Source organism: Kitasatospora sp. NBC_01539, from assembly GCF_045040525.1.
Taxonomy (GTDB): domain Bacteria; phylum Actinomycetota; class Actinomycetes; order Streptomycetales; family Streptomycetaceae; genus Kitasatospora.
On sequence record NZ_CP109390.1, the window covers coordinates 4,175,009 to 4,200,659 of the forward strand.

The following is a 25,651-nucleotide window of genomic DNA, read 5'->3' on the forward strand; positions in this document are numbered from 1 at the left end:
GGCCGGGCCGGGCGATCAGGCCGGGGTGATCCGGCCGTGCACCAGCCGGACGAGCGCCGCGTGCACGTCGTCCGCGGTGCGCTCCGGCTGGAAGGCCAGCCAGTCGAGGGCGACCACCAGCACCATGCCGAACAGCGCGGACGCGGTGAGCTGGGTGTCCAGGTCCGCGGAGAGCTGCCCGGCCCGGACGGCCTCGTCGAGCACCTCCGCGACCACCGCGACCGCGCCGTCCCGCATCAGCCGCAGCGAGTCGTGCCAGGTGCGGTTGGTGCGCCACGTCTCGGCGACGAAGAGCTGCGCGAACGCCGGGTAGGCGGCGATGAAGTCGAGGCCGGCCCGCATCATCGCGTCGACGCCCTCGATCGGCGGCCTGCCCTCGGCGGCCTTCCGCAGCGAGTCGGTGAGCAGTCCGGTGCCGTGCCGCAGCAGGCCCTCGAACAGCTCGGTCTTGCTGGCGAAGTTGTAGTAGACCGTGCCCTTGGCGACCTGCGCGCGCTCGGCGATCTCGTCCACGGTGGTGGCCGAGAACCCCTGTTCGGCGATGAGGGTGACGGCGGCCTCGTACAGCTTCTGCCGGGTCGCGCTGCGGCGATCGCTCATGGGTGCTTCCGGGTGGGTGGGGGGATCGGGCCGGGCGGGCGGATCGTACCGCGCACCCGCCGCTGCGGCCCGGCGGGCCGCAGCGGGCGGACGGGCCGCAGCGGGCGGACGGGCCGCAGCGGGCGGACGGGCCGCAGCGGGCGGACGGGCCGTCAGAGGGACAGCTCGGGGTGCAGGCGGGAGACCGTCCAGACCTGGCGGCCGCGGGCGGTCAGCACGGTGAGGGCCAGCGCGCCCGCCCAGAACGCCAGCAGGACGAGGCTGCCGGTGCGGACCACCGCGAGGTCGCCGCCGCTGATCAGCCGCCGCAGCCCGGCGACGACGTACGTCATCGGCAGGTAGGGGTGGATCGCGTTGAAGAAGCCCGGGCTGGACTCCACCGGGTAGGTGCCGCCCGCGGAGGTGAGCTGCAGCATCAGCAGGGCCAGCGCGAGCAGTCGGCCCGCCGGGCCGAACCGGGCGTTGATCCACTGCATGACGGCGGTGAAGGCGAGCACGGTGAGCGCCAGGTAGGCCGCCACCCCGGCGGGGCGGGCCGTCTCCAGGCCGAGGCCGAAGTGCAGCACCGCGAGCAGCGCGGCGGCCTGCCCGAGCCCGAGTGCCGCCGCGGGCAGCCAGCCGGCGAACGCCACCCGCCAGGCGGGCCCGTTGGCGGCCAGGCCGCGCGGCGAGAGCGGCCGCAGCAGCATGTACGTGACCATGGCGCCGACCCACAGGGCGAGCGGGACGAAGTACGGGGCGAAGCCGGTGCCGTAGTCGGGGGCCTTGTTGAGCTCCTGGCGGGCGAGGGCGACGGGGTCGCTCATGGCGGCGGCCCGGGCGGCCCGCTGGCCGTCGGTGTAGTCGGGGATCGCGTCCGCGCCGTCGCGCAGCCCGGCGGCGAGCCGGTCGGCACCGCCGGCGAGTTCGCCGAGGCCGTCGTCGAGGCCGGCCGCGCCGGTGGCGAGGCGTCCGGCGGCGGAGTCGAGGGTGTCGGCGCCGTCGGAGAGCCGGTGGAGGCCGCCGGTGAGGCTGTGGGCGCCGGTGTCGAGCCGGCCGAGGCCGGTGTCGAGGGTGCGCACGCCGGTGAGGGCCTGCGCGGTGCCCTGCTTGAGCCGGTCGGCGCCGTCGGCGACCTGGTGGGCGCCGTCGTCGAGCCGGTGGACCGCGGCGACCCGGGCGTCGAACTCCGCCGCGAGGTCGAGGCCGGCGAGCTGCCGGGCGAGCTTCTCGACGGTGGCGGCGTCGGCGGCCAGGCCGTCGAGCGCGGGTGCCACCTGGCGGACGAGGGCGTCGGCGTGTTCGGCGGTGGTGACGAGCCGGTGTCCCAGGTCGGAGAGGGCGGCGGCCGACCGGCAGTCGACGGCGCTGCCGCCCGGGGCCGGGGCACCGCCGGGGCAGGCCCGCTCGTACGCCGTGTCGATCCGGGCGGAGAGGGCGCGGGCGTCGGCGAGGACGGCCGCGGACCGGCCCGGCAGGTCCTTCAGGCCGAGGGAGACCTCGTGGGCGGCGTCCGCGGTGGCCCGGGCGGCAGCGCGGATCTGCTCGGGGTAGGCGTGCAGCAGCGGCGAGAGCCGACGGGCCAGCGGGTCGACCTGGTCGGTCAGCTGCCGGGTGCCGTCGGCGACCTGCCGGGCGCCGGTGGAGAGCCGGGCGAGGTTCTCGTCGATGCGGGTGACGCCGTCGGCGAGGTCGCCGCTGCCCTCCTTGGCGCGGTCGAGCCCGGCGGAGAGTTCGGCGGCGCCGGCGCCCGCCTGCCGCGTGCCGGTGGCGAGCTGCCCGGTGCCCGCCTTGGCTCGGGCGCTGCCGTCGGCGAGGGCGGCGGCGCCGTCCTTGGCGCGGGCGGCCCCGGCGTCCAGCCGGCCGGCGCCGTCGGCGGCCTCCCGGGTGCGGTCGTGGAGGTCGGAGAAGCCGAGGAAGATGCGGTCGTAGAACGCGGCGGACGCCTTGGCGGAGGCGGCGGCGCGCACCTCGGCGAAGACGGTGCGGGAGATGGAGCCGACGATGTAGTTGTTGGAGTCGTTGGTGCGCACCTGCAGCGTGCCGTGCTCGGGGTGGTCGCCGTCGCTGCCGGCGATGGCGGCGCTGAAGTCGGCGGGCACGGTGAGCGTGAGGTAGTACCGGCCGGTGGCGAGGCCCTTCGCGGCGTCGTCCGCGGTGGTCTCCTGCCAGCCGAACGCGTGGCTCTGCTTCAGTTTCGCGGCGAGTTCGTGCCCGGCGTCGACCCTGGTGCCCTGCGCGGTGACGGCGCGGTCCTCGACGACGAGGGCGACGGGCAGCCGGTCGAGGCGTCCGTACGGGTCCCAGAACGACCAGAGGTAGAGCGCGCCGTAGAGGAGCGGCAGGAGGAGGAGGGCGGCCATCGCGGCGCGCGGCAGCCGGCCGCGGGCGAAGCGGCCGAGCTCCAGTCGGGCCAGGTCAAGCGTGCGCATCGGTGGTCTCCTCCTCGGACGCCGCGGGCTCGTCGGGCCGGTCGCCGGCCGGGTCGCCGGCGCCGGGTACGGGCGCGGCCCCGGGCGCGGTGTGCACGGTCAGGTCGGCCCGGTCGGCGGCGTGTGCGGTGTCGGTGGTGGCGACGACCACTGTGGTGCCGGTGTCGGCGACGGTGCGCAGGAGCTGCCAGGCGGCGTCGCGGTCTGCGCCGTGCAGGCGGTCGTCGACGTCGTCGGTGCAGATCAGACGTGGTTCGCCGAGCAGGGCGAGGGCGAGGCCCAGGCGGAGCCGGTCGAGGGCGTCCAGCTCCTCCACGGGGGTGCGGAGGCCGTGCGGGAGCCGGTCGGCGGGCAGCCCTGCGGTGGCGAGGGCGCGGTTCGTGCGGTCGGCCGTGTCGCGGCGTGCGGGCCGAGCGAAGAGGCGTCCGTGCAGGTGGATCCGTTCGCGCAGGTGGGCGCCGACGTCGAGCACGGGGTCGGGGTCGTTGACGCCGGGCACCGGTCCGAGGGCGGCGATCCGGCGGACGGCGGCGGCCCGGCCCGGCAGGGCGAGGCCGTCGATCTCGGCGCGGCCGCTGCCGGGGCGCATTCTTCCGGCGAGGGTGAGCAGGAGCGAGGTGCGGCCGGATCCGGCGGGCCCGGCGACGGCGACGAGCGCGCCCGGGGCGGCCTCGAAGCCGATGTCGCGGTAGACGGGGCCGCGTGGGCCGCGCAGTGACAGTGCGTCGGCGCGGACCGCGGCTCCCGCGTTCCGTTCCCCCATGACGCCTCCCCTTTTTAGACTGACCAGTCAGTCCAAAGAATAGGGCGGGAACGCGGCGCGGCCCGGCCGAACCGGCCGGGCCGCGCTGTGAGATGGGTTACGCCGGGTCCGCCTGACCCCGCATCAGCGCGTTCGCCTCCCCGTACGTCAGCGAGGTCGCCAACCCCACGTACCCGCCGGTGCGGTAGAGCTCGCCCGCCGCCTCGCGCAGCGTGCCGTACGCGGCCAGCGCCGCCGCCGGGCCGAACGAGATCCGGGCCACCCCGGCCGCGGCCAGCTCCGCCACGGACGGCGCACCGGGCCCGGCCATCACGTTGAGCGGCGCCGGGATGGCGGCGGCGAGCGCCGCCACGGTCGCGATGTCGCGCACCCCCGGGACGAAGACGCCGTCGGCCCCCGCCGCCAGGTACTCCTTCGCCCGGCGGACGGCCTCGTCGAACCGCTCCTCCGGCGCGCCCAGGCCCAGCAGATGACCGTCGGTGCGCGCGTTGACGTAGAGCGCCGTACCGGCCGCGTCGGCGGCGGCGCGGGCCGCGGCGATCCGCTCGGCGTGCTCGGCCGAACTGCGGGTGCCGTCCTCCAGGTTGACGCCCACCGCGCCCGCCGCGAGCACGGCCGCGACCGTCTCCCCGACCTCGGCGGCGGTCCCGCCGTACCCGCTCTCGACGTCCGCGGTGACCGGCACCGCGACCGCCCGCGCGACCCGGGCGACCAGGGCCACCGCGGCGTCCCGGTCGAGCCCCTCGCCGTCGGGCACGCCGAGCGTCCAGGAGGCGGAGGCACTGGCCGTGGCCACCGCCGGGGCGCCGGCCTCCGCCACCAGGCGGGCGCCGAACGCGTCCCACACGTTCGCGAGCACCAGCGGCGTACCGGGGCGGTGGAGGTCGTGGAACCGGCGGGCGAGATCCTGCTGCGTCGTCATGGGTACCAGCCTGTCGAAGGACGGACCGCCGGACCGGCGGGTTACGGACACGGACGGGAGGCGGGCCTCAGCCCTGCTTCGGGGCCGGGCTCATGCGGGAGGTGATGGCGATCCGGTTCCAGGAGTTGATCGAGATGATCAGGGCGATCAGCTGGGCGAGCTCCTGCTGCGCGAACTGCTTGGCGGCCTCCTCGTAGACCGCGTCCGGCACGTGGCCGGCGGTGATCAGGGTGACGGCCTCGGTGAGCGCCAGGGCGGCCCGCTCGCGGGCGGTGAACCACGGGGTCTCCCGCCAGGCGGGCAGGGTGGCGAGGCGGTGGTCCTGCTCGCCGAGCCGGCGCGCGTCGGTGGTGTGCATGTCGAGGCAGAACGCGCAGCCGTTGAGCGCGGAGGCGTGGATGCGGACGAGTTCGGCCAGGACCGGGTCGATCCCCGCGCGGGCGGCGCGGTCGAGCTCGACCTGCGCGCGGTAGTACTCGGCGGCCTGCTCGGGCATCGAGAGGCGCTGGACGGGGGCGGGGACGTAGGCGGTGTCGTTCGTCGTCATACCGCCACCCTAGGAGCGAAGTGGCCCCTGCCCGTGGTTCATTGGGGGCATGGATTCCTGGGCCACTTTCGGCGGCGACCTGCACCTCGACCTGACCGCGGGCCGCACCCGCGGCCTCGGCCTGCGGGCCGCGCTGAAGGACGCGCTGCGCGAGGCCGTCCGGACGGGCCGGCTGGCCCGGGGCACCCGGCTGCCGTCCTCGCGGGAGCTCTCCCGCGATCTCGGCATCGCCCGCAACACCGTCGCCGAGGCGTACGCCCAGCTCGTCGCCGAGGGCTGGCTGGCCTCCCGCCAGGGCTCCGGCACGGTCGTGGCCGACCGCGGCACGCCGTCCGATCCGGCGCCCCGGCCGGTCGCACCGCGCGGCCCCGCCGTCCGCCACGACCTGCTGCCGGGGCGGCCGGACCTCTCGCGGTTCCCGCGGTCCGCCTGGCTGGCCGCCGCCCGCCGGGCGCTGGCCTCCGCACCGCACGAGGCGTTCGGCTACACCGACCCGCGCGGCCGGATCGAACTGCGCCGGGCCCTCGCCGACTACCTGGCCCGGGTCCGCGGCGTGCGGACCGACCCGGACCGGCTGGTGGTCTGCTCGGGGTACACGCAGGGCCTCGGCCTGCTGTGCGAGGTGCTGCGGACGCAGGACCACGGCAGGGTCGCGGTCGAGGAGTACGGGCTGCCGCCGCAGCAGGCGGTGATCGACGCCAAGGGCCTCACCGTGGTCCCCCTGTCCCTGGACGGCGCCGGGGCCCGCACCGACCTGCTGCCCGGCACGGGCGCGGCGGCGGCCGTGCTCACGCCCGCGCACCAGTTCCCGACCGGAGTCGCGCTGCGGGCGGACCGCCGGGCGGCGGCGGTCGCCTGGGCCCGGGAGAGCGGCGGTCTGGTCGTCGAGGACGACTACGACGGCGAGTTCCGCTACGACCGCCAGCCCGTCGGGGCGCTGCAGGCCCTCGACCCCGAGCGGGTCGTCTACGCGGGCACCGCCAGCAAGAGCCTCGCCCCGGGGCTGCGGCTGGGCTGGCTGGCGCTGCCGGGCTCCCTGGTCGGCCCGGTGGTCCGGCAGAAGGAACTCGCCGACGGGCAGCACGCGGTGATCGACCAGCTCACGCTGGCCGAGCTGATCACGTCCGGGGCGTACGACCGGCATGTGCGGCGGAGCCGGCTGGTGTACCGGCGCCGCCGGGACCGCCTGGTGGCGGTGCTCGCCGAGCGGGCGCCCGAGGTGCGGGTCACCGGCATCTCCGCGGGACTGCACGCCGTGCTGGAGCTGCCGCCCGGCTCCCTCGACGAGGAGGAGCTGGTGCGGCAGGCCGCGTGGCTCGGGCTGTCCCTGAACTCCGTGGGCTGGTGCCGCACACCGGCGGCCGGCCCGGAGCAGGAGCGCCCGGCGTCCCTGGTGATCGGGTACGCCACCCCGCCGGACCACGGCTTCGAGGCCGCGCTGGACGCCCTGTGCACGCTCGTCCGGCTGTGAGGACGGGCGGCCCGGGCGGCGGGGCGTTCAGGTGTTCGGCAGTTCAGCAGTTCAGGCGTTCAGGCGTTCAGGCGTTCAGCCGTTCAGCCGTTCAGCCGTTCTTCCGGGCGCCGATCTCGAAGAGCAGGATCACGAAGCCCGCGAAGGCGTGGGTGGCGACCATGTAGATCGCGACACGGATCCAGACCCGGCGGTCGGTGCGGCGGCCGGCGTCGGTGGTGGTGGCGGTGGGCTGGGCCATGTCCGTCTCCTGGGTGCGTCGGGTCAGATGCGGGGGGTGTCGCCGAGGCAGAGCGCGCCGCCGGGGCTCTGCAGCAGCGTGTGCAGGAAGAGCAGCTCGACCCCGCCGGGCGGTTCGGCGGCGATGCAGTGCGGGGTGAGCGAGTCGAAGTGCGCGGAGTCGCCCGCGTCGAGCAGGTGGGTGCGGTCGCCGAGGGTGAGCCGCAGCCGTCCGTCCAGCACGTACAGCCACTCCTCGCCGGGGTGCACCCGGACGACGGCGTCCTGCACGGCGGGCGGCACCTGCACCCGCAGGGCCTGCAGGGCCCGTCCCTGCGCCCCGGCACGCCGGTATCCCCAGCCCCCCGCGACGCCGGGCTCGATCGCGCCGCCGCGCACCACCGGGTCGGGTTCGCCGGGCTGTTCGCCGAGCAGCCCGGCGACGGTGGTGCCGTACGCGCGGGCGAGGCCGAGCAGCACGGGCAGCGAGGGCTGCCGCGCCCCGGTCTCCAGGCGGGACAGATACGCTGGGGAGAGGCCCACCCGGGCCGCCGCGCCCTCCAGCGTGAGCCGCCCGGCGAGCCGGTGCTCCCGCAGTCTCGCGGCGAGGCCCGCGACCTCCTGGTCGTCCGTCATGCGACCAGTGCACACCCGGCTCTGCCCGAGCGGCAAGCTCCTTGCCTCAGAGGCAAGGAGTCACGGCCGCGGGATGTTGCGCAGGTTGCTGCGGGCGAGGTCGATCATGCGGCCCACGCCCCCGGAGAGCACGGTGCGGCCGGCGGCGAGGGCGAAGCCCTTGAGCTGGGCGGCGGTGATGTGCGGCGGGATGGAGAGCGCGTTCGGGTCGGTGACGACGTCGATCAGCGCCGGCCCGGGCCGCTCCAGCGCCTCGGCGAGCACCTCGCGGACCCGGGTGGGTTCGGTGACCCGCTTGGCGGGGATGCCCGCGGCCCGGGCGATCGCGGCGTAGTCGACGTCGCCGTTGTCGATCCCCCACTCCGGGTAGCCGCTGACCAGCATCTCCAGCTTGATCATGCCGAGGGCGCCGTTGTTGAAGACCACGGTCTTGACCGGCAGCCGGTGCTTGGCCACGGTCAGCAGCTCGCCGAGCAGCATGCCGAGCCCGCCGTCACCCGACATGGAGACGACCTGCCGTCCGGGGAAGGCCAGTTGGGCGCCGATGGCGTGCGGCAGCGCGTTCGCCATCGAGCCGTGCAGGAACGAGCCGATCACCCGGCGGCGCCCGTTCGGCGTGAGGTAGCGGGCCGCCCACACGTTGCACATGCCGGTGTCGACGGTGAACACCGCGTCGTCGGCGGCGACGTCGTCGAGCACCGCGGCGACGTACTCGGGGTGGATCGGCGTGTGCTTCTCGATGTCCCGGGTGTACGCGCCGACGACGGTCTCCAGCGCGCGGGCGTGCCGGGCCAGCATGCCGTCCAGGAACGACCGTTCCGTGCGCCTGGTGAGCAGCGGCAGAACCGCCCGCAGCGTGGCGGAGACGTCGCCGTGCACGGCGAGTTCGAGCGGCACGCGCCGCCCGAGCCGGGTGGCGTCGTGGTCGACCTGCACGACGCGGCGGGTCGGCAGGAACGAGTCGTACGGGAAGTCCGTGCCCAGCATCAGCACCAACTCGGCCTCGTGCAGCGCCTCGTGGCAGGCGCCGTAGCCGAGCAGCCCGCTCATCCCGACGTCGTACGGGTTGTCGTACTGGATGTGCTCCTTGCCCCGCAGCGAGTGCCCGACCGGGGCCTGCAGGGTGTCGGCGAGCCGCATGACCTCCTCGTGCGCACCGCGCACCCCCGCGCCGCAGAACAGCGCGACGGTGGAGGCGGATCCGAGGGCCTCGGCGAGCGCCTGCACCTGGCTCCAGGGCGGTGCGGCGACGGCCTGCTCGGTGAGGAACCGGCCGGTGCCGGTCGGCCCCGCCGCGGGCAGCGCGGCGACGTCGCCGGGGAGGACCAGCACCGCCACCCCGGGCGACCCCAGCGCGTGCTGCACGGCGGTGCGCAGCAGCCGGGGCAGCTGGGCCGGGGTGGAGACCATCTCGCAGAAGCCGCTGCAGTCGGTGAACACCCGCTCGGGGTGGGTCTCCTGGAAGAACCCGGAGCCGATCTGCGCGGACGGGATGTGCGAGGCGAGCGCGAGTACGGGCACCCCGCTGCGCTGCGCGTCGTACAGGCCCTGGATCAGGTGGGTGTTGCCTGGGCCGCAGGAGCCGGCGCACACCGCGAGGCGGCCGGTGAGTTCGGCCTCCGCGGCCGCCGCGAACGCGCCGGCCTCCTCGTTGCGGACGTGCACCCAGGAGATGCCCTCGGCCCGGCGGATCGCGTCGACCACCGGGTTGAGGCTGTCGCCGACCACGCCGTAGACCCGCTCCACCCCGGCCTGCCGGAGCACCTCCACCACCTGCTCGGCCACGCTGCCCACGAGCCACCGCCTTCCGCCGCCGGTCACACCTCACGGCCACCCTGCGGGACGGCCCCGCGGCGGGCCTCCCGGCGGCGGCGAACGGGTGGCGGCTCCCGGCCGCGGGCCCGCACCCCGCGGACGACACCCTGCGGACGGCACCCCCCGCGGGTCTCGCCCGGCCGCGAGGTGTCACTCGGCCGCCAGGTGCTCCACGGGCGCGGCGTGCACACCGGCCTGCGGGTGCCGGCGGGCGGGCTCGCGTCCGGGCGGCTGCACGCACCGCTCGGACGGCATCTCGGCGACCGTGGTGGGCCTGCGGACGGGCGCACCGGCCTCGACGTCCAGCACCTCGCCGTCGTGCAGCACCTGGAGGCTGCTCCCGCGCTTCAGGGAGTAGCCGGTGGTGGCGTGCGTGATCTCGACCCGCAGCAGGCTGTCGCGGACGGTCAGTGCGAACGACAGACGGCGCAGCCCGGAGGGCAGTCTCGGCCGGAAGGAGAGCCGGCCGCCGCGGTCGCGGAGCCCGCCGAAGCCGGCCACCAGGGCGATGCAGGCGCCCGCGAGGGAGGCCATGTGGAGGCCGTCGCGGGTGTTGCCGCCGAGGTCGTGGAGGTCCATGAGGGCGGCTTCGGCGGTGTAGTCGTAGGCGAGGTCGAGCTGGCCGACCTCGGCGGCGATGACCGCCTGGGTGCACGCGGAGAGCGAGGAGTCGCGGACGGTGAGGCGCTCGTAGTACGCGAAGTTGCGGGCTTTCTGCTCGGCCGTGAACGCGTCGCCGCGCACCTGCATGGCGAGCACCAGGTCGGCCTGCTTCACGACCTGCTTGCGGTAGAGGTCGAAGTACGGATAGTGCAGCAGCAGCGGGTAGTTCTCGCCCGGCGTGCTGTCGAAGTCCCACAGCTGGTGGTCGGTGAAGCCGTCGGCCTGCGGGTGCACGCCGAGGTTCTCGTCGTACGGGACGAACATCGCGGAGGCGGCGTCGCGCCAGGCGGCGGCCTCCTCGGTGTCGACGCCGAGCGCGGAGGCCTCCAGCGGGTGCCGGGTGGCGGCCTCGGCGGCGGCCCGGAGGTTCGTCTGGGCCATCAGGTTGGTGTAGACGTTGTTGTCGGCGACGGCGCTGTACTCGTCGGGGCCGGTCACCCCCTCGATGCGGAACCGGCCGACGGCGTCGTGGTGGCCGAGCGAGCGCCACATCCGGGCGGTCTCCACGAGCAGTTCGAGGCCGTAGGAGCGCTCGAACTCCTGGTCGCCGGTGGCCTGCACGTAGCGGACCACGGCGGCGGCGATGTCGGCGCCGATGTGGAAGGCGGCGGTGCCCGCAGGCCAGTAGCCGGAGCACTCCTCGCCGCGGATGGTGCGCCAGGGGAACACCGCGCCGGCCAGGCCCAGCTGGGTGGCCCGTTCACGGGCCATCGGCAGCGTGGTGTGCCGCCAGCGCAGCGCCTGGTCGACGGCGGACGGCAGGCAGTAGGTGAGCACCGGCAGCACGAAGGTCTCGGTGTCCCAGAAGCTGTGGCCGTCGTAACCGGGGCCGGTCAGGCCCTTCGCGGGGATGGCGCGCTCCTCGCTGCGGGCGCCGGCCTGCAGGACGTGGAACAGCGCGAACCGTACGGCCTGCTGGAGTTCGACGTCGCCCTCGACCTCGATGTCGCTGGCGGCCCAGAAGTCCGACAGGTACGTCTTCTGCTCCGCGACCAGGCCGTCCCACCCGGTGTAGCGGGCCGCGGTGAGCGCCGCCTCCACCTGGTCGCGGACGGCGGGCAGCGAGCGGGTGGCCGACCAGCCGTACGCCATGAACTTCACCAGGCGCAGCTTCTCGCCCGGGCGGAGCACGGTGGTGACGCTGATCCGGCACTGCTGCTCGGACGCCTCGGCGGTGGCCTCGAAGCGTTCCGGGCCCTCGATGAGGTGGTCCATGCCGGCGGCGACCCGCAGGCCGCTGTAGCGGGTGCGGTGCACGAGGACGGCCTTGGTGCCGGCGGCCTCGTGCGCCTCGGGCATCAGCGGCGCCTCCAGGACGGCGGCCGCCCGGGGATCGCGCTCGCCGTCGGGGAGCTGCTCGTTGGCGACGAGTTCGGACTGCACCACGATGCGGACGGGCCCGTCGACCGCCTCGATCGTGTAGTCGATGGCCGCGACGGCGCGCTGGGTGAGGGAGACCAGCCGGGCGGAGGAGATCCGGATGGTGCGGCCCGCCGGGGAGGTCCACTCGGCCTGGCGCCGCAGCAGTCCGTCGCGGAAGTCCAGGCTCCGCTGGTGGCTGCGGAGTTCGCCGTAGCGCAGGTCGAGCGGCTCGTCGTCGACCAGCAGCCGGATGATCTTGCCGTTGGTGACGTTGATGACGCTCTGCCCGGACTCCGGGTAGCCGTAGCCGCTCTCGGCGTACGGCAGCGGGCGGAGTTCGAAGACGCCGTTGAGGTAGGTGCCGGGCAGGCCGTGCGGCTCGCCCTCGTCGAGGTTGGCGCGCAGCCCGATGTGGCCGTTGGAGAGGGCGAAGACGGACTCCCCGCGGGCCTGGCCGGCCAGATCGAGGCCGTGCTCGACGACCCCCCAGGGGTCGATGGCGAAGGTGTCCTGGCTGGTCACGGCGTCTCCCCGGCGAGGAGGTCGGCGAGGTCGCGGACGACCGTGTCGGCACCGTGCGCACGGAGTTCGCCGGCCTGCCCGACCCGGTCGACCCCGACGACGCAGCCGAAGCCGCCGGCCCGTCCGGAGGCGACCCCGGCGAGGGCGTCCTCGAAGACCGCCGTGTGCGCGGGCTCCACGCCGAGCAGGCGGGCGGCCGCGAGGTAGGTGTCGGGCGCGGGCTTTCCGGCCAGCTTCTCCCGGTGCGCGACGACGCCGTCGACGACGACCTCGAACAGTTCGTCGATGCCGGCGGCACGCAGCACGTCACGGCAGTTGGCGCTGGAGGAGACGACGGCGCGCGGCAGCCCGGCCTCGCGCAGCCGGTGCAGGTAGGCGACCGATCCGGGGTAGGGCCGGACCCCCCGCTCCTTGATCATCGCGAGCACGGTGACGTTCTTGGCGTTGCCCAGACCGTGCACGGTGCGGGTGCCCGGGGCGTCGTCGTCGGAACCCTCCGGCAGCCGGACGCCGCGCGACGCGAGGAAGGCACGGGTGCCGTCCTGCCTCGGCCGGCCGTCCACGTAGGTGTCGTAGTCGGCGGTGGCGTCGAACGGGACGAACGGCGTGCCGTCGCGGGCCGCCTCATCGCGCAGGAAGGAGTCGAACATGTCCTTCCACGCGGCGGCGTGCACGGTCGCGGTCTGCGTCAGCACGCCGTCCAGGTCGAACAGATACGCACGGATGGTGTCCGGAAGCCCCAGCATGGATGTCAGTCTTGCCCGTGCCGCCACGGATAAGCCGCCCATTCGCGGACCGGCGTGTTGGACACCGGGCGAACGGGCGGCACCCTGCCGCGGGAGGTCAGCGGGCCGCGGTGATCATCGCGAAGACCGCGCCCTGCGGGTCGGCGACCAGGGCGATCCGGCCGACCGGGGTGTCGTACGGCGGCGCGAGCACCGTGCCGCCCCTCTTCACCAGCGCGTCGACCGTGCTGTCGGTGTCGTCGACGGCGAAGCAGACCTGCCAGTGCGAGGGGGTGCCGGGCGGGTCGTCCTCCAGGCCGACGAGCCCGCCGACCGGGCGCCCCGCCACGTGGATGCCGTGGTAGCCGGGCATGCCCTCCATGGGGGCGACCTCGATGCCGAACGCCGCGGCGTAGAACGCCGACGCGGCGGGCACGTCGGAGGTGTGCAGGTCGTTCCAGGTCAGCGCGCCCGGCTCGTTCACCACCTGCGCGCCGATGAACTCGACCGGCTGCCACACGCCGAAGACCGCGCCGGTCGGGTCGGAGGCGACCAGCATCCGGCCGGTGTCGCCGACGTCCATCACCGGCATCAGGGTGGTGCCGCCGGCCGCGCCGATCGCGGCGAGCGAGGCGTCCGCGTCGTCCGAGGCCAGGTACGTGGTCCAGACGGTCGGCGGGGCCGGCTGGCCTTCCGGGGCCATCTTCGGTGCGATGCCGGCGACCGGCCGGCCGTTCAGCGTGCACACCGCGTACCCGCCGAACTCGGCCGGGCCGACCTCGCCCTGCCAGCCGAACAGGTCACGGTAGAAGCCGAGGGCGGCCTGCTGGTCGTCGGCCATCAGATCGACCCAGCACGGGGTGCCGGGCTCGTAACGGGTGGATACCTCGGGCATCGCGCCTCCCAGGAGGTCGGGGCGGATCCCCCCGCGCCGTACGGGGGCGATCCTCGCGGCCCACCCTTCCCGCTGCCGCCACACCCCGCCACCGGAGCCGCCGGGACGGGCCGCGCCGGTGCGCAGCCGCACGCGGAGGGACGGACCGCACCGGTGCGCAGCCGCACGGGGGCGGCGCCGTCAGGTGCGGGATCCGCGGACGGCGGTGACGGCGTCGGTGTACTGCCCGGTCGTCAGGTCGTCCCCGCCGATGCCGAGGCCGGCCAGGACCGTCCGTACGACGGCCAGGGCCGCCGGGAGCCCGGCTTCGTCGGCCGCTACGGTCTCCACCTCCAGGAAGGTGCCATCGATTTCCGGGACGCGCACCAGCGTGGCGAGCAGGTCGCGGCCGTCCGCGGTGAAGGCGTAGTTCCGGCACCGCTTCTCGAAGGCGAGGCGCTCGACGAAGCCGAGGCCGCGCACGATCTCGTGAGCGGCGTCGGCGTCCTCGACGCCGGTCTCGGCCTCCGGCTTCGAGCCGGACGCCTCGTCGACCCGGGCACCCTTGTAGGTGAGGACGGTCCGGGTACTGTCCGGGCCGTGCACGGTGCGGATCCGCAGCTCACGGTCGGCGCCCATCAGGGAGCCGTCGGGCGCGTCGTAGTAGGTGTCCCGGTAGACCTCCGCCCGGCCGGGCCCGTGCGCGTCCTCCAGGCGCTGCAGCACGCCCTCCGGGTCGCGCACCACGGCCTTGAGCTCCGCCTCGATCGCCACTGATGAACCTCCGTCAGATCACGCGCTCAGCCTCGTCGACCATGGCATCAAACCCCCGTCGCCACCCGCGGTACAAGGGGCCGCTCGGCGTCGCCATCACCTTGTACGTCGCGCTCTCGCGTCCTTCCCATCCGCTGTCGAATGCGGACACGTAGAGGGTGGTGTCGAGGCGGATGATCCGCCACACGGGCAGCGTCCGGTACCGGTAGACCTCGACGTGCCCGAGTTCGGCAAGCTCGCGCAGCCGGGCCTCGGCGAGGCGGACGCCACCGGCGAGGGATTCTGCGGACTCGCCGATCTCGGAGGCCCGCGCTGCAGCAGCGGGTGAATCCGGGTCGAGCAGGAGCACGCGCAGGCGGGGCGGCTCGTCGCCGTCACGGTCGAGGTGCGGGCGGAGCAGGGAGTCGCGGAGGGCGAGCAGGCCCAGGCCGCGCACGGCGAGGACGTCGAGCTCCCGCGCGGACCGGGCGGCGCGCTGGATCTCGGCGGCGGCCGCTGCCTGGTCGGTGTAGACGCGGACGATCTCCGGGAACGCGGCGAGGTCGAACGCGGCACCGGGGACTCGGCTCTCACGGTGAGGTGCCAGGCCGAGGAGACGCCGGGCTTCTGCCGGCATGCCGAGACCGTCGGCGACGCGCTCGAAGACGTCCAGACGGTGGACCTCGCGGCGGCCGTTGATGATCTCGTTGACGCGGCCCTGAGTCATGCCGACCTGGACGGCGATGCGCGCCTGACTGGCGCCGGTGTGGTGCTGGACCCAGCGGAACAGGGCCCCGATGTTCCGGGTGCTGAGGGCTGTGCGGGCGTCGCTGTGCTGCCAGGCTGTATCCGGCAGGTTGATCGGGACGAGTGCGGTGCCCATGCGATGCTCCGGATTCATCCCACGGTGAGATCACCGGCAGGGTATCGGCTGTGACGCTGCGCTGTCCGAGGGTTGCAGTATGCAGACGACACAGCCCACCGGCGAGCGGCCGGCCGAGGGCCTGACCGACGATCAACTGCACGGCCGGGCCTGCTGGCACAGCGGCCCGCACGACGGCCCCCTCCAGCCCGACGGCCACGTCTACAGCGCCCCCGAGGAGGCTGGCGCCCTGCTCGGCTGGGCCGTGGTGGTGTGCGGCCTCCACAGCGGGCAGAGCCACAGGTCGACGCCGTGACCGACGTTCCCATCCCGCCCGTCGCGTCGTTCCCTCCGCACAGCATGGAGATCCGGCTCATTCTCATCCCCGGCCGGTACGTCTCCGCGGAGTGCCAGAACCAGGCTCACTGGGGGTGCCCCGGTGGGATCCGCACCCGGTACGAGGGCGGTGCCGTCGAACAGGTCCGCTGCACGTGCTCCAACCCGAACTGCTCCTGCAGCACCAAGAACAAGGCCCCGATGTGACCAGCACCCCGACCCAGCGGTACGCGCCCGTCGCCCTGCCGACCGGCGGCTACGGCGTGTGGGACCACAAGCTCGGCAAGCGCGTTGAGCAACCAGGCCTCACGGACTCGCACTGGTGGCCACGGCTCGAAGGCGCCCGGGCATGGGTCCGGAATCAGGGTGGCTCACCTTGATCGTTAGCCTTTCGGGCCAGCAGCGGGCCAGCACAGCCCGACGAACAGCCTGACACCGAACAACAGAAGGCCCCCGCTAGCGGTTAACCCGCTGGTGGGGGCCTTCTCTTTATGGGTGGGCCGCCAGGGGTTCGAACCCTGAACCTACGGATTAAAAGTCCGCAGCTCTGCCAATTGAGCTAGCGGCCCGCCGGAGTGCGAGGACGGTACCGTCCAGCGCTCACCGGGGCAGATCCTACCCGGTGATCCCCCGCACACCGCCAGGGGATTGTGCGCCGCGCCGGGCGGCCCGGCGCGGGCGGGCCGCGGTCAGGCGGCGGCCTCCAGGTGGACGGCCCGTACGCGGCGCAGCCAGGCCTCGGCGGGACGCTCGTCCGGTGCCTCCGGCAGCACGCCGGGGCGGTCGAAACGCTCCTCGGCGGTGGCCAGCAGGCCCGCCGCGTCGGCCGGGCGGCCCGCGTAGCGCTCGCCGAGCGCCCGTACCCGCTCCGGGTCGGCGAGCCGCACCGCGACCTCGCCGGTCTCGTGCAGGGCGAGACCCTGCTCGACCAGCCGCACGAGGTGACGGGCGTGCTTGGCGCTGCGCACCCGCGAGACCGGGTCGTCCGGGTCACGGGAGCTCAGCTTGCGGAACTGCTGGGTGGCGTAGCCGAGATAGGAGTTGCGGACGGCCCGCGCGCTGAGGAAGGAGCGGCGTACGGCGATCAGCTCCTCGCCGAGCGGTGTGCGGACCTCGTACAGGTCGTCGGGCAGCCAGACGAGTTCGGAGGCCGTCGGATTGCAGTTCAGGGCGAGGCGGCACCACTTGCCGGCCTCGTGGAGGGTGCGGTCGGGCGCGGTGGTGACGTGCGACTCGGAAGGCCGGTGCAAGCCGTGGAAGTCGGTGGTGGGCGCGGCGAAGAGGCCCAGGCGGTCGATGTCGGAGCCCGCGTGCGCGAGCCCGTACGCGGTGGAGCCGACGATGCCGGACAGCAGGACGTGCACGGGCGGTCTCCGTTCGTCGGGCGCATGCACCGGCCCCGGCCGGGCACTGCGGGTGGGGGCAGTCTGCCGCGCGGGCGGCGCGGCACGCGAGCGAATTGCCGGGACGTCGGTCCGCCCGGCCGCCCCGGCGCACGCCGATACTGGGCGCATGGCGAGTGGGCTCATGGCGGACAGCGCGATCCCGGCGGCGAAGCTCCGGGCCTGGTGGGCGCACCGGCAGTGGCTGGACGGCGGGCCGGAGGGCCCGCACGCGGGCGCGTCCGCCGCCGAGGTGCTGGCGGCCACCGGCTGGGCGAGATCGGTCGGCGGTGCGGCGCCGTACCTGGGCCTGTTCGCGCGGGCCGGGCTGCACCGGGCGGAGGTGGACACCGCCGTGGCCGCCTCGGAGGTGCACGAACTGCCGTCCGCCCGTGGCTGCACCTATCTCCTGCCGGCGTCCGACTTCGCGCTCGGCCTCGCGGCGGGCGCCGGCGCACCGGAGAGCGAGATCGCGTCGGCCGGCCGGCACCTCGGCGTCACCCGCGACGAGATCGAGAAGCTCTGCCTGGCGGTCACCGGGCTGCTCACCACCGAGACGCCGTTGGAGCCGACGGCGATCCGTGAGGCGGCCGGCGGGGCAGTCCGCGCGCTGGGCGACGCGGGGCGCAAGCGCGGCGTGTCCAGCACCCTGCCGCTGGCCCTCGGCCTGCTCCAGGCCCGCGGACAGGTGCGCCGGGTGCCGGTCAACGGCCGTCTCGACCAGCAGCGTTACGGCTACGTCCGGTGGGACCAGCCGGTGAAGGGCTCCGCCGCAGAGCTCGCCGAGCGCTACCTCGCCTGGGCCGCCCCGGCCTCCGTACGCCACCTGCGGTGGTTCACCGGGTTCACGGCCGCCACCGCGAAGGCCGCACTCGCCCCGCTCGACCTGGTGACCCTGCCCGGTACCGAACTCCTGCTGCCCGCCGCACTGGTGGACGAGTTCGAGGCGTTCACCGCCCCCACCGGCCCCTCGTACGCACTCGTCGCCGGGATCGACGGCATCCACCTCCTCCACCGCGACCTGCCGCGCCTGCTCGACCCCGCGGACACCGGCCGCACCCTGCCCGGCGGGCGGGCCGGTCGCAGCTTCGGCAGCGAGTCCGACCCGCAGACGCACCTCGTCGTCGACCGCGGCCGCATCGTCGGCCTGTGGGAGTACGACACCGAGCGGCGCGAGATCGTGCACCACCTGTACGTGCCGACGGACGCCGCGCTGCGGGAGGCCCTCGCGCGCACCGAGGAGTTCGTCCGCGGGGAACTCGGCGACGCCCGCGGTTTCGGCCTCGACTCGCCGAAGAGCCGCGCCCCGAAGATCGCCGCGATCCGGGCCGCCGCCGGCACGCCCTGACACCGCCCGGGACCTGTCGGGGCACCGTCCGCCGGACCTGCGGGGCGCCCCCTGCCGGAGCGCGGGGACGCGCGTCCTCCGCAGGCGTACCGATCGGCTACCGTCGGGCCCATGGACGACGTACTCGTGATCACCGGCGCGGGCCGCGGCATCGGCGCCGCCACCGCCGCGCTCGCCGCCGCCCGCGGATACCGGGTCTGCGTCAACTACCGCACCGACGAGGCCGCGGCGGCCGGGGTCGTGGCCGGCATCCGCGAGGCCGGCGGCACCGCGATCGCCGTCCGCGCGGACGTCAGCCGCAGCACGGAGGCCGCCCGGCTGTTCCGCACCGTCGACGCCGAACTCGGCCCGCTCACCGGGCTCGTGAACAACGCCGGCACCCTGGAACGGCAGTCCCGCCTGGACGGCCTCGACGAGGACCGGCTCACCCGCATCTGGGCCGCCAACATCACCGGCCCGTTCCTGTGCGCCGGCGAGGCCGTCCGCCGCATGTCGACCCGCTACGGCGGCCGCGGCGGCGTGATCGTCAACGTCGGCTCGGCCGCCTCCCGCACCGGCTCGCCCCACGAGTACGTCGACTACGCGGCGTCCAAGGGCGCCCTCGACTCGATGACCCGCGGACTCGCCCTGGAGGTCGCCGGCGAGGGCATCCGCGTCAACGCCGTCCGCCCCGGCCTCATCCACACCGGCATCCACGCGCTCGGCGGCGAACCCGGCCGCGTCGACCGCGTCGCCCCGCAGCTCCCCATGGGCCGCGGCGGCCGTCCGGACGAGGTCGCGGAGGCCGTTCTCTACCTCCTCTCACCCGCCTCCTCCTACTCGACCGGCGCGTTCCTCGACGTCGCGGGCGGCCGCTGACAAGTTCGCCGGAAAACCCGTGACCGGGCCGCCCCCAGCCCTACCGTGGGGCACATGACCGACCGCGAGTCCGACGCCGCCACCACCCCCCACGACGCCGACAGCACCGGGATCGGCCCGGTCGACGCCGCGACCCTGCCGGGCCGGCCCGGCATCGCCCACGTCGCCGTGCCGGACGTGCCCAACTTCCGCGACGCCGGCGTGGGCGGCCTCCGCACCGGACGGCTCTTCCGCTCCGGCGCCCTGAGCCTCCTCACCCCCGAAGGCGCCCAGCGCCTCAAGGCACTCGGCGTCCGCAGCGTCATCGACCTCCGCACGTCGAGCGAGCGCTCCCGCTGGCCCGACGAGCGCCACGGCCTCGACTACACCGACCACCACCACCCCGTACTCCCCGACCGCGCCGAGACCGGTACCGAATGGCCCACCACCGGCCTGGAGACGTACGTCTTCATGGCCGAGACCGGCGGCCACGCCATCACCGGCGCCGTCCGCCGGATCGCCGCACCCGGCGGGCTGCCCGCGATCGTCCACTGCGCCGTCGGCAAGGACCGCACCGGCATCACCATCGCCGTCCTCCACCACCTCGCCGGTCTGCCCGACGACGAGATCGTCACCGACTTCCTGCGCTCGAACGCCCACCTCGGCCTCGACCGCGGCCCGGTCACCTACCTCGACGAGAACGGCGAGGAACAGCTCTCCCACCCCGTCGAGACCGTCAACCTCCTCGCCGCCCTCGACCGCATGCGCGAACTCCACGGCAGCATCGAGGGCTACCTCCTCGCCCACGGCGCCACCCGGGCCGACCTCGACACCGTCCGGGCGGCGCTGACCCCGTGACCCCGCGGCGGTCGGCCCCGACCGGGCCCGCCGATCTGCTCGACGCGCTGCGATCGCCACGACAGGCCACCGTCGCCGGGCGGCGGGCCCCGCCCTTCGGGACCGGGTCTCCGCCGTCCACCGGGTGCTCCCGCACCCGCCGGACCGCCCTCGGACCTCGGTCGACGCCGTCACCGCCGGGTGGTGCGGCGCTCCTCGTAGGCGAAGGTGAGGGCGAGGAGACCGGCGATCACCGCGAGTTGGGTGATCGCCGGCAGCGAGGTGCCGAGCGGGACGGTGGCGGCGATGAGGGCCGCGGCGGCCAGGCGGGGGAGGACGGGGCCCTGGTCGAAGGCCCGGCGGATGCCGGCGTTCGCGGCGAGGAAGAGGGCCGGCCCGGCGGCGAGGACGGCGGCCTGCGGCAGGGTCACGGTGTGGGTCGGATGGGCGACCGCGGACTCGGCACCGGCGGCGAGGAGGATCACGCCGAGCAGCAGCGCGTAGTGACCGAGGTTGTGGACGCGGATGGCGAGGCGGTTGCGCCGCTCGTCGTCGAGGGCTGCCATCCGATCGGCGGCGACCTCGTCGTCGTCGTGGCCGAAGTACGCCCACCAGAGGCCGACGCAGACGGCCAGGGCGCAGACGGCTGCGAGCACCGGGGCAGGGGTGAGTTCGGTGTGCTCGGAGGCGCCCACGCCGAGGGCGACCACGGACTCGCCGAAGGCGACGATGACGATCAGGCCGTGGCGTTCGACGAAGTGGTGCGCCCGCAGGTGGAACTGCGGCAGGTCGACGAGGTACGGGATGGCGAACTGCACGCCCAGCGAGGCCGTCCACAGGACGAGTTGGACGGTGCCCTCCTGGTAACCGCCGATCACCACGAGCAGCGCGATGAGCAGGTTGAGTCCGCCCATCCGGAGCACCGGCCCGCGCGCCACCCCCGCGGCGGCGAACATGCCGGTGTGCACGGCGATGACCACGAGGTACGCCCAGCCGAACGCGGCGCCGCTGCCGTCGAAGGCGTGCGGCACCGCGAGTGAGATCACGAGGAACGCGGCCATCCCGGTGAGCAGGAAGCCGCGGCGGGGGTGGGTGGAGGGCGGCATGGCGTTGGTGAGCCAGATGAACGCGTCGTACATCCACCAGATGACGGCGAGCATCACCAGCACCCGTACGAGCCCGCCGACGTCGAGGTGGTGGGTGAGGCTGGCGGTCAGCTGGGTGACGGTGAAGACGAAGACGAGGTCGAAGAAGAGTTCCAGCGGGCTGACGCGCAGTTCGGCCTCGCCGCCCGCGGCCGGGCTCCGGGTGTCAGTACTCACGGGCGTGAGTATGGATCACGACGGACCGCGGAGGACGGGTTTCAGCACCTCGGTGATCAAAAAGCGACCAGGACCGGCGGCAGGACCGGCAGCGGCCGGGGTTATCGTCGGAGCACGGCCCGGCCCGGCCGACGAGCAGGCAGTGGCGCGGGGCCGGGCGCAGGCGGTCCGGACGCGCGCGAGCCGGGCCCGGTGTCGGAGGAGAGCAGCATGGCGGGTGTCCCGAGCACGGCGGTCGCGGCGGCGGGGCTGATCGGCGGTTACGGCGCGGCGCGCTGGAGCGGCCGGCGCGAGCTGGGCGGTGCCGTGCTGGCGGCTGCCGGTGCGACCGCTGCGGTGCAGTGGCGGCGGCAGGCCGGTACGGGCACCGCCGTCGCGCTGACGGGTCTGTACGTCGTGGCGTTCGGCGCCTCGCATCCGCTGGCGAAGCGGATCGGGGCGTGGCCGTCCGTGTTCGCGGTGTCGGGCGTCGTCGCGGCCGCCTCGGCGCTGGCGACCCGCGACCGCTGACGCCCGCGCCACGGAGCCCGGCACCGGACGCGGGTGCAGTGGGCACGGTGCGGCCAGGAGGCACTCCGCCGGCCGGACGTACGGTCAGGCCTCCGCCCCGGCCCCGAAGCGTTCCTCGAACGCCGTGCGGTTCGCGGAGACCGGCGACCTGTCCCAGACCGCGAAGACGATCTTCGTGAAGGCGGCGCCGTCCTCCGCCAGGGCGTGCGCGAAGGCGTCCGCCACGACCGCCGGGTCGTTGCGGAACACACCGCACCCCCAGGCGCCGAGCACGAGTTCCCGGACGCCGTGCCGGGCGGCCACCGCCAGCACGCGTCCGGCGCGTTCGGCGAGCACCGCGGCGACGTCCACCGGTCGGCCCTCCGAACGCAGCGCGAGCTGGCCCGCGTTGGGCGCGGGCGAGGTGAGGAACGAGAGCGGGTACGGCTGCGCGAGGAGTCCACCTTCCCCGCGGACGACCGGGACGTGCGGCGACCAGATGACCCGGTGGCTGTACCGGAGGTCGGCGGAGGCCCGGTGCGCGGCGTAGTAGTCGGGGGCCTCCAGCAGGCTGCGGTAGAGCAGCGCGCTGCGGCAGAGGTCCTCCTCCTGGGCCTTGGCGCCGCGCAGGTAGCCGCCGCCGGGGTTGCGCGCCGAGGCGAAGTTGAGCACGGCCACGTGCTCGCCGCCGGCGGCGGTCAGCCGCGCACCGGCCTGGATGCTGCCCTCCGCGGTGACCTCGACCGTCCCGGTGCTCGGCCCCGCGGGTACGTGGCCGGGCAGCGGTCCGGGCCCGTACGAGACCGTGCCCGCCCGTGCGGCCGCGAGCTGCGGGCCGATCTCCACGGCCACGCCCTCCCGGGTGCGGTAGCTCCCCCGGTCGGCGATCTCCTCGTTCTCGACCGCCAGCTGATGCATACGACTCATGCCGCCGACGGTACGCGCCGGCGGCCGTCCTCCGCCACCGGTTATTCTCCTTCCGAGAAAAACCGCGCCGAGGGCCGGGTACGCGGACGGGCCCGCCCCACCGAAGTGGAGCGGGCCCGTCCGGACGACTGTCAGGCGTCAGTTCTTCCAGCGCGGCTTGCGGTCGGCGCCGCCGTTGAAGCCACCGCGGTCGTCGCGGTCACGGTTGAACGCGGGACGCTCGCGGTCGCCACCGAAGGAACGGCCACCACGGTCGTCACGGTTGAAGCCCTGGCCCTGCGGGCGGCCACCGGAGCGGTGGTCGTCACGGCGGGCGAACGGACGGCTGCTGCCGCCGGCGCTGCGGTCGCGGTCGCCGCCGAAGGACGGGCGGTCGCCGAACGAGCGGGCCGGACGCTCGCGGTCGCCGCCGAAGGAGCGGCCGCCACGGTCGTCACGGTCGCGGTTGAACGCGGGACGCTCACGGTCGCCGCCGAAGGAACGGCCACCACGGTCGTCACGGTTGAAGCCCTGGCCCTGCGGGCGGCCACCGCGGTCGTCACGGTCGCGGTTGAACGCGGGACGCTCACGGTCGCCACCGAAGGAACGGCCGCCACGGTCGTCACGGTCACGGTTGAAGCCCTGGCCCTGCGGGCGGCCGCCACGGTCGTCGCGGTTGAAGCCGCCGCGCTCACGGTCGCCGCCGAAGGAACGGCCGCCACGGTCGTCACGGTTGAACGGACGGCCACCGCGGTCGTCACGGTCGCGGTTGAACGACGGGCGCTCGCGGTCACGGTCGCGGTTGAACGCGGGGCGCTCGCTGCGGTTGTCGCGGTACGGCGCACGCTCGGTCTCGACGGCCGGGGCCTCGGTCTCGACGGCCGGGGCCTCGACGACGGCGGTCTCGGTGCCGTCGGTCTCGACGGCCTCCACGACCTCGTCCTCGATGCCGAGGGCGGCACGCTCGCGGGCGGCGCGGGCGGCCAGGCGGTCGGCCTCCTCGCGGAGCTCGGTGGCGCGGCGCTGCGCGCGCTCCAGGTGGCGGGACATGTCGGCGACCTCGCGCTCGGCGGCACCGGCGATGCCGGCCGCCGACTCGGCCTGGACCTCGACGAGCGAGCGGGCGCCGGTGATCTTGGCGACCTCGGCGTCGAAGGCGTGGTCGAGGATGTGGCGCGAGGCGTCGACGCCCGCGTCCTCCATCAGGCGGAAGACGCCGCGGCGCTGGTGCGGCAGCACCAGGGTGACGACGATGCCGGAGCGGCCGGCGCGGGCGGTACGGCCCGAGCGGTGCAGGTAGTCCTTGTGGTCGCCGGCCGGGTCGACGTTGAGCACGAGGTCGATGCCGTCGACGTGGATGCCGCGGGCGGCGACGTCGGTGGCGACGACGACGTTGACGTAGCCGTCCTTGAAGTCGCCGAGCACGCGGGTACGGGCGCCCTGGGTCATGCCGCCGTGCAGGGCGTCGGCCTTCACACCGGCCTCGACGAGCTGCTCGGCGACGCGGTCGGCACCCATCTGGGTGCGGACGAAGATGATCGTCCGGCCCTTGCGGGCGGCGATGGCGTTGGTGATCGGCGCCTTGTCCTTCGGCTTCACCACGAGGATGTGGTGGGTCATCGTGGTGACCGCGCCGGCGGACGGGTCGACCTCGTGGGTGACCGGGTTGCTCAGGTACCGCTTGACCAGGGTGTCGATCTCGTTCTCCAGCGTGGCGGAGAACAGGAGGCGCTGGCCGCCGGCCGGCACCAGGTCGAGGATCTCGGTGACCTCGGGCAGGAAGCCCATGTCGGCCATCTGGTCGGCCTCGTCGAGGACGGCGATCTGCACGTCGTCCATCTTGGCGGCGCCGCGGTTGATCAGGTCACGCAGGCGGCCCGGAGTGGCGACGAGGACGTCGACGCCGCGCTCCAGCGCGTAGATCTGGTTCGACATCGAGGTGCCGCCGCAGACGACCTTGAGCTTGAGGCCGAGCACCGAGCCGAACGGCTCCAGGGCGTCGGCGACCTGCATGGCCAGCTCGCGGGTCGGGACGAGGATGAGGCCGCGCGGGTGCTTGGCGCGGGTGCGCTCGCCGTCGGCGAGGCGGGTCAGCAGCGGCAGGCCGAAGCTGAGGGTCTTGCCGGAGCCGGTGCGGCCACGGCCGAGGACGTCCTTGCCGGCCAGGGCGTCCGGGATGGTCGCGGCCTGGATCGGGAACGGCGTGGTGACGCCCCGCTTGGCGAGGGCGCGCACGACGTCGTCGTGCAGGCCGAGGTCGCCGAAGGTGAGGGTGGGCTCGTCGGTGCCGGTGTCGCCCTCGGCGATGTCGGCGGTGTCGGTGAGCTCCGAGGCGTCGTCCTCGAGGAGCTCTGCGGGGTCGATGGTGTCGGCGGCGTCGAGACCGTTCGCGGGCATGGCGAAGCGGGCGTCGTCAACGAGAGACATGCAAAACCTTCCGGAAGTGGCACGCGCCAAAGTCCGGGGTTCTGTTACACAACCGCCTCTATGCGGTCAGCCACGGATCGCCGGAACGCGCCAAGGGCGCCAGATGGGAATAGGGCGCCAATCAAATGAATCAAACGAACGATCTACCACCATAGACGAGCCTGGGGATCAGAGGCAAATGCCCTGGCCAGCCCGTCAATGCTCCGGCGATCCGCCGTCGGAGCCCGCCGATCCCGGCAGGCTCGGGAACGGCCCCGGGCCGTCCGGTGCCGCAGGCCCGCTGGGGGAGGCCCCCGGCTCCGGCGTGGCGGCCCGACTGGGCTCGACCGGCACGGGCGACGGGTACGGCTGCCCGGGCGTCTCCGCGGAGCGGTTGGACGGCACGGAGGGGGACGGTGTGGCCTCGGGCACACCCGGCCCGGGGGCCGCGGACTCCGCACCGCCGTCCGCCGCCCCGCCGGACGGCTGCGCACCGGCGCTCCCGGCCTCCGCGGCGGGCACCGTCACGCCCTTGCCCCCGCGGTGCCGGCCGGACACCTGCACCGCTTCCGGCCCGCCGGAGGCCTCCGCGGCGCCGTCCGGGCCCGCCCGCAGCCCGCTGCTCCCCGATCCCGTCGCGCCG

Annotated in this window: 24 protein-coding genes and 1 tRNA gene; 7 read left to right on the forward strand and 18 right to left on the reverse strand. The window is 74.8% G+C overall.

Annotation, left to right across the window (positions count from 1 at the left end; genetic code table 11):
• Nucleotides 1-15: 15 nt before the first annotated feature.
• From OG335_RS17870 to OG335_RS17890, 5 genes are all read right to left on the reverse strand, one after another.
• Nucleotides 16-600: a TetR/AcrR family transcriptional regulator gene (locus OG335_RS17870; protein ID WP_405012112.1), complete on the reverse strand. Its 585-nt coding sequence runs from the start codon at nt 598-600 to the stop codon at nt 16-18.
• 152 nt (nt 601-752) lie between these two features.
• On the reverse strand, nt 753-3,011 hold the full coding sequence (locus OG335_RS17875) for a YhgE/Pip family protein (protein WP_405012113.1): 2,259 nt from the start codon (nt 3,009-3,011) through the stop codon (nt 753-755).
• Nucleotides 2,998-3,774, reverse strand: a complete 777-nt coding sequence (locus OG335_RS17880; protein ID WP_405012114.1) for an ATP-binding cassette domain-containing protein — start codon at nt 3,772-3,774, stop codon at nt 2,998-3,000. Before OG335_RS17880 ends, OG335_RS17875 begins: the two co-directional genes overlap by 14 nt.
• A gap of 97 nt (nt 3,775-3,871) precedes the next feature.
• Nucleotides 3,872-4,696, reverse strand: coding sequence for an isocitrate lyase/phosphoenolpyruvate mutase family protein (locus OG335_RS17885; RefSeq protein WP_405012115.1), 825 nt, complete (start codon nt 4,694-4,696; stop codon nt 3,872-3,874).
• A 67-nt stretch (nt 4,697-4,763) separates the two neighbouring features.
• The gene (locus tag OG335_RS17890) at nt 4,764-5,243 is read right to left on the reverse strand and encodes a carboxymuconolactone decarboxylase family protein (RefSeq protein ID WP_405012116.1); all 480 of its coding nucleotides are present in this window, start codon (nt 5,241-5,243) and stop codon (nt 4,764-4,766) included.
• Between the two features lie 49 nt (nt 5,244-5,292).
• On the opposite strand from OG335_RS17890, the gene OG335_RS17895 reads away from it, so the two are divergent.
• Nucleotides 5,293-6,714 (forward strand): PLP-dependent aminotransferase family protein, encoded by a 1,422-nt coding sequence (locus OG335_RS17895; protein ID WP_405012117.1) that lies wholly within the window; start codon nt 5,293-5,295, stop codon nt 6,712-6,714.
• Nucleotides 6,715-6,805: 91 nt separating this feature from the next.
• Here the strand turns inward: OG335_RS17895 and OG335_RS17900 are convergent, their stop codons facing one another.
• The 8 genes from OG335_RS17900 to OG335_RS17935 form a co-directional block, all read right to left on the reverse strand.
• Nucleotides 6,806-6,955, reverse strand: a complete 150-nt coding sequence (locus OG335_RS17900; RefSeq protein WP_405012118.1) for a DUF6126 family protein — start codon at nt 6,953-6,955, stop codon at nt 6,806-6,808.
• Nucleotides 6,956-6,978: 23 nt separating this feature from the next.
• Complete coding sequence (locus tag OG335_RS17905; RefSeq protein ID WP_405012119.1) at nt 6,979-7,569, reverse strand: helix-turn-helix domain-containing protein; 591 nt, start codon at nt 7,567-7,569, stop codon at nt 6,979-6,981.
• 60 nt (nt 7,570-7,629) lie between these two features.
• Nucleotides 7,630-9,363 (reverse strand): pyruvate dehydrogenase, encoded by a 1,734-nt coding sequence (locus OG335_RS17910; protein ID WP_405012120.1) that lies wholly within the window; start codon nt 9,361-9,363, stop codon nt 7,630-7,632.
• A 171-nt stretch (nt 9,364-9,534) separates the two neighbouring features.
• Nucleotides 9,535-11,931, reverse strand: coding sequence for a glycoside hydrolase family 65 protein (locus tag OG335_RS17915; RefSeq protein ID WP_405012121.1), 2,397 nt, complete (start codon nt 11,929-11,931; stop codon nt 9,535-9,537).
• Entirely contained in the window at nt 11,928-12,677 is a 750-nt protein-coding gene (locus OG335_RS17920; protein ID WP_405012122.1) for an HAD family hydrolase, read from the reverse strand. The genes OG335_RS17915 and OG335_RS17920 overlap by 4 nt, the downstream gene beginning before the upstream one ends.
• A gap of 97 nt (nt 12,678-12,774) precedes the next feature.
• Complete coding sequence (locus tag OG335_RS17925) at nt 12,775-13,551, reverse strand: VOC family protein (RefSeq protein ID WP_405012123.1); 777 nt, start codon at nt 13,549-13,551, stop codon at nt 12,775-12,777.
• Between the two features lie 180 nt (nt 13,552-13,731).
• A complete protein-coding gene (gene cyaB / locus OG335_RS17930; protein WP_405012124.1) occupies nt 13,732-14,304 on the reverse strand; it encodes a class IV adenylate cyclase in 573 nt (190 codons plus the stop codon).
• 13 nt (nt 14,305-14,317) lie between these two features.
• Nucleotides 14,318-15,166, reverse strand: coding sequence for a helix-turn-helix domain-containing protein (locus tag OG335_RS17935; protein WP_405012125.1), 849 nt, complete (start codon nt 15,164-15,166; stop codon nt 14,318-14,320).
• 79 nt (nt 15,167-15,245) lie between these two features.
• On the opposite strand from OG335_RS17935, the gene OG335_RS17940 reads away from it, so the two are divergent.
• Together OG335_RS17940 and OG335_RS17945 are read left to right on the forward strand one after the other, a co-directional pair.
• Nucleotides 15,246-15,461, forward strand: a complete 216-nt coding sequence (locus tag OG335_RS17940; protein ID WP_405012126.1) for a hypothetical protein — start codon at nt 15,246-15,248, stop codon at nt 15,459-15,461.
• Entirely contained in the window at nt 15,458-15,688 is a 231-nt protein-coding gene (locus OG335_RS17945; protein ID WP_405012127.1) for a hypothetical protein, read from the forward strand. The genes OG335_RS17940 and OG335_RS17945 overlap by 4 nt, the downstream gene beginning before the upstream one ends.
• A 289-nt stretch (nt 15,689-15,977) precedes the next feature.
• Here OG335_RS17945 and OG335_RS17950 read toward each other — a convergent pair.
• Together OG335_RS17950 and OG335_RS17955 are read right to left on the reverse strand one after the other, a co-directional pair.
• Nucleotides 15,978-16,050: transfer RNA gene (locus OG335_RS17950), tRNA-Lys, on the reverse strand.
• A gap of 120 nt (nt 16,051-16,170) precedes the next feature.
• Nucleotides 16,171-16,875 carry a DNA polymerase beta superfamily protein gene (locus tag OG335_RS17955; RefSeq protein WP_405012128.1) on the reverse strand — a complete coding sequence of 235 codons (705 nt, stop codon included), beginning with the start codon at nt 16,873-16,875 and terminating at the stop codon, nt 16,171-16,173.
• Between the two features lie 118 nt (nt 16,876-16,993).
• Between OG335_RS17955 and OG335_RS17960 the strand changes: the two genes are divergently transcribed.
• The 3 genes from OG335_RS17960 to OG335_RS17970 all read left to right on the forward strand — a co-directional run bounded on the left by OG335_RS17960 (nt 16,994) and on the right by OG335_RS17970 (nt 19,906).
• On the forward strand, nt 16,994-18,211 hold the full coding sequence (locus OG335_RS17960; protein WP_405012129.1) for a DNA glycosylase AlkZ-like family protein: 1,218 nt from the start codon (nt 16,994-16,996) through the stop codon (nt 18,209-18,211).
• 111 nt (nt 18,212-18,322) lie between these two features.
• Nucleotides 18,323-19,069 carry an SDR family oxidoreductase gene (locus OG335_RS17965; protein WP_405012130.1) on the forward strand — a complete coding sequence of 249 codons (747 nt, stop codon included), beginning with the start codon at nt 18,323-18,325 and terminating at the stop codon, nt 19,067-19,069.
• A 54-nt stretch (nt 19,070-19,123) separates the two neighbouring features.
• The gene (locus tag OG335_RS17970) at nt 19,124-19,906 is read left to right on the forward strand and encodes a tyrosine-protein phosphatase (protein WP_405012131.1); all 783 of its coding nucleotides are present in this window, start codon (nt 19,124-19,126) and stop codon (nt 19,904-19,906) included.
• 170 nt (nt 19,907-20,076) lie between these two features.
• Here the strand turns inward: OG335_RS17970 and OG335_RS17975 are convergent, their stop codons facing one another.
• On the reverse strand, nt 20,077-21,207 hold the full coding sequence (locus OG335_RS17975) for a low temperature requirement protein A (protein WP_405012132.1): 1,131 nt from the start codon (nt 21,205-21,207) through the stop codon (nt 20,077-20,079).
• Nucleotides 21,208-21,417: 210 nt separating this feature from the next.
• Here OG335_RS17975 and OG335_RS17980 point away from each other — a divergent pair, with 210 nt between their 5' ends.
• Nucleotides 21,418-21,717, forward strand: a complete 300-nt coding sequence (locus OG335_RS17980; protein ID WP_405012133.1) for a hypothetical protein — start codon at nt 21,418-21,420, stop codon at nt 21,715-21,717.
• Between the two features lie 84 nt (nt 21,718-21,801).
• Here OG335_RS17980 and OG335_RS17985 read toward each other — a convergent pair whose 3' ends face one another.
• The gene (locus tag OG335_RS17985) at nt 21,802-22,623 is read right to left on the reverse strand and encodes a TIGR02452 family protein (RefSeq protein ID WP_405012134.1); all 822 of its coding nucleotides are present in this window, start codon (nt 22,621-22,623) and stop codon (nt 21,802-21,804) included.
• A gap of 138 nt (nt 22,624-22,761) precedes the next feature.
• Nucleotides 22,762-25,029, reverse strand: coding sequence for a DEAD/DEAH box helicase (locus tag OG335_RS17990; protein ID WP_405012135.1), 2,268 nt, complete (start codon nt 25,027-25,029; stop codon nt 22,762-22,764).
• Nucleotides 25,030-25,651: the final 622 nt, after the last annotated feature.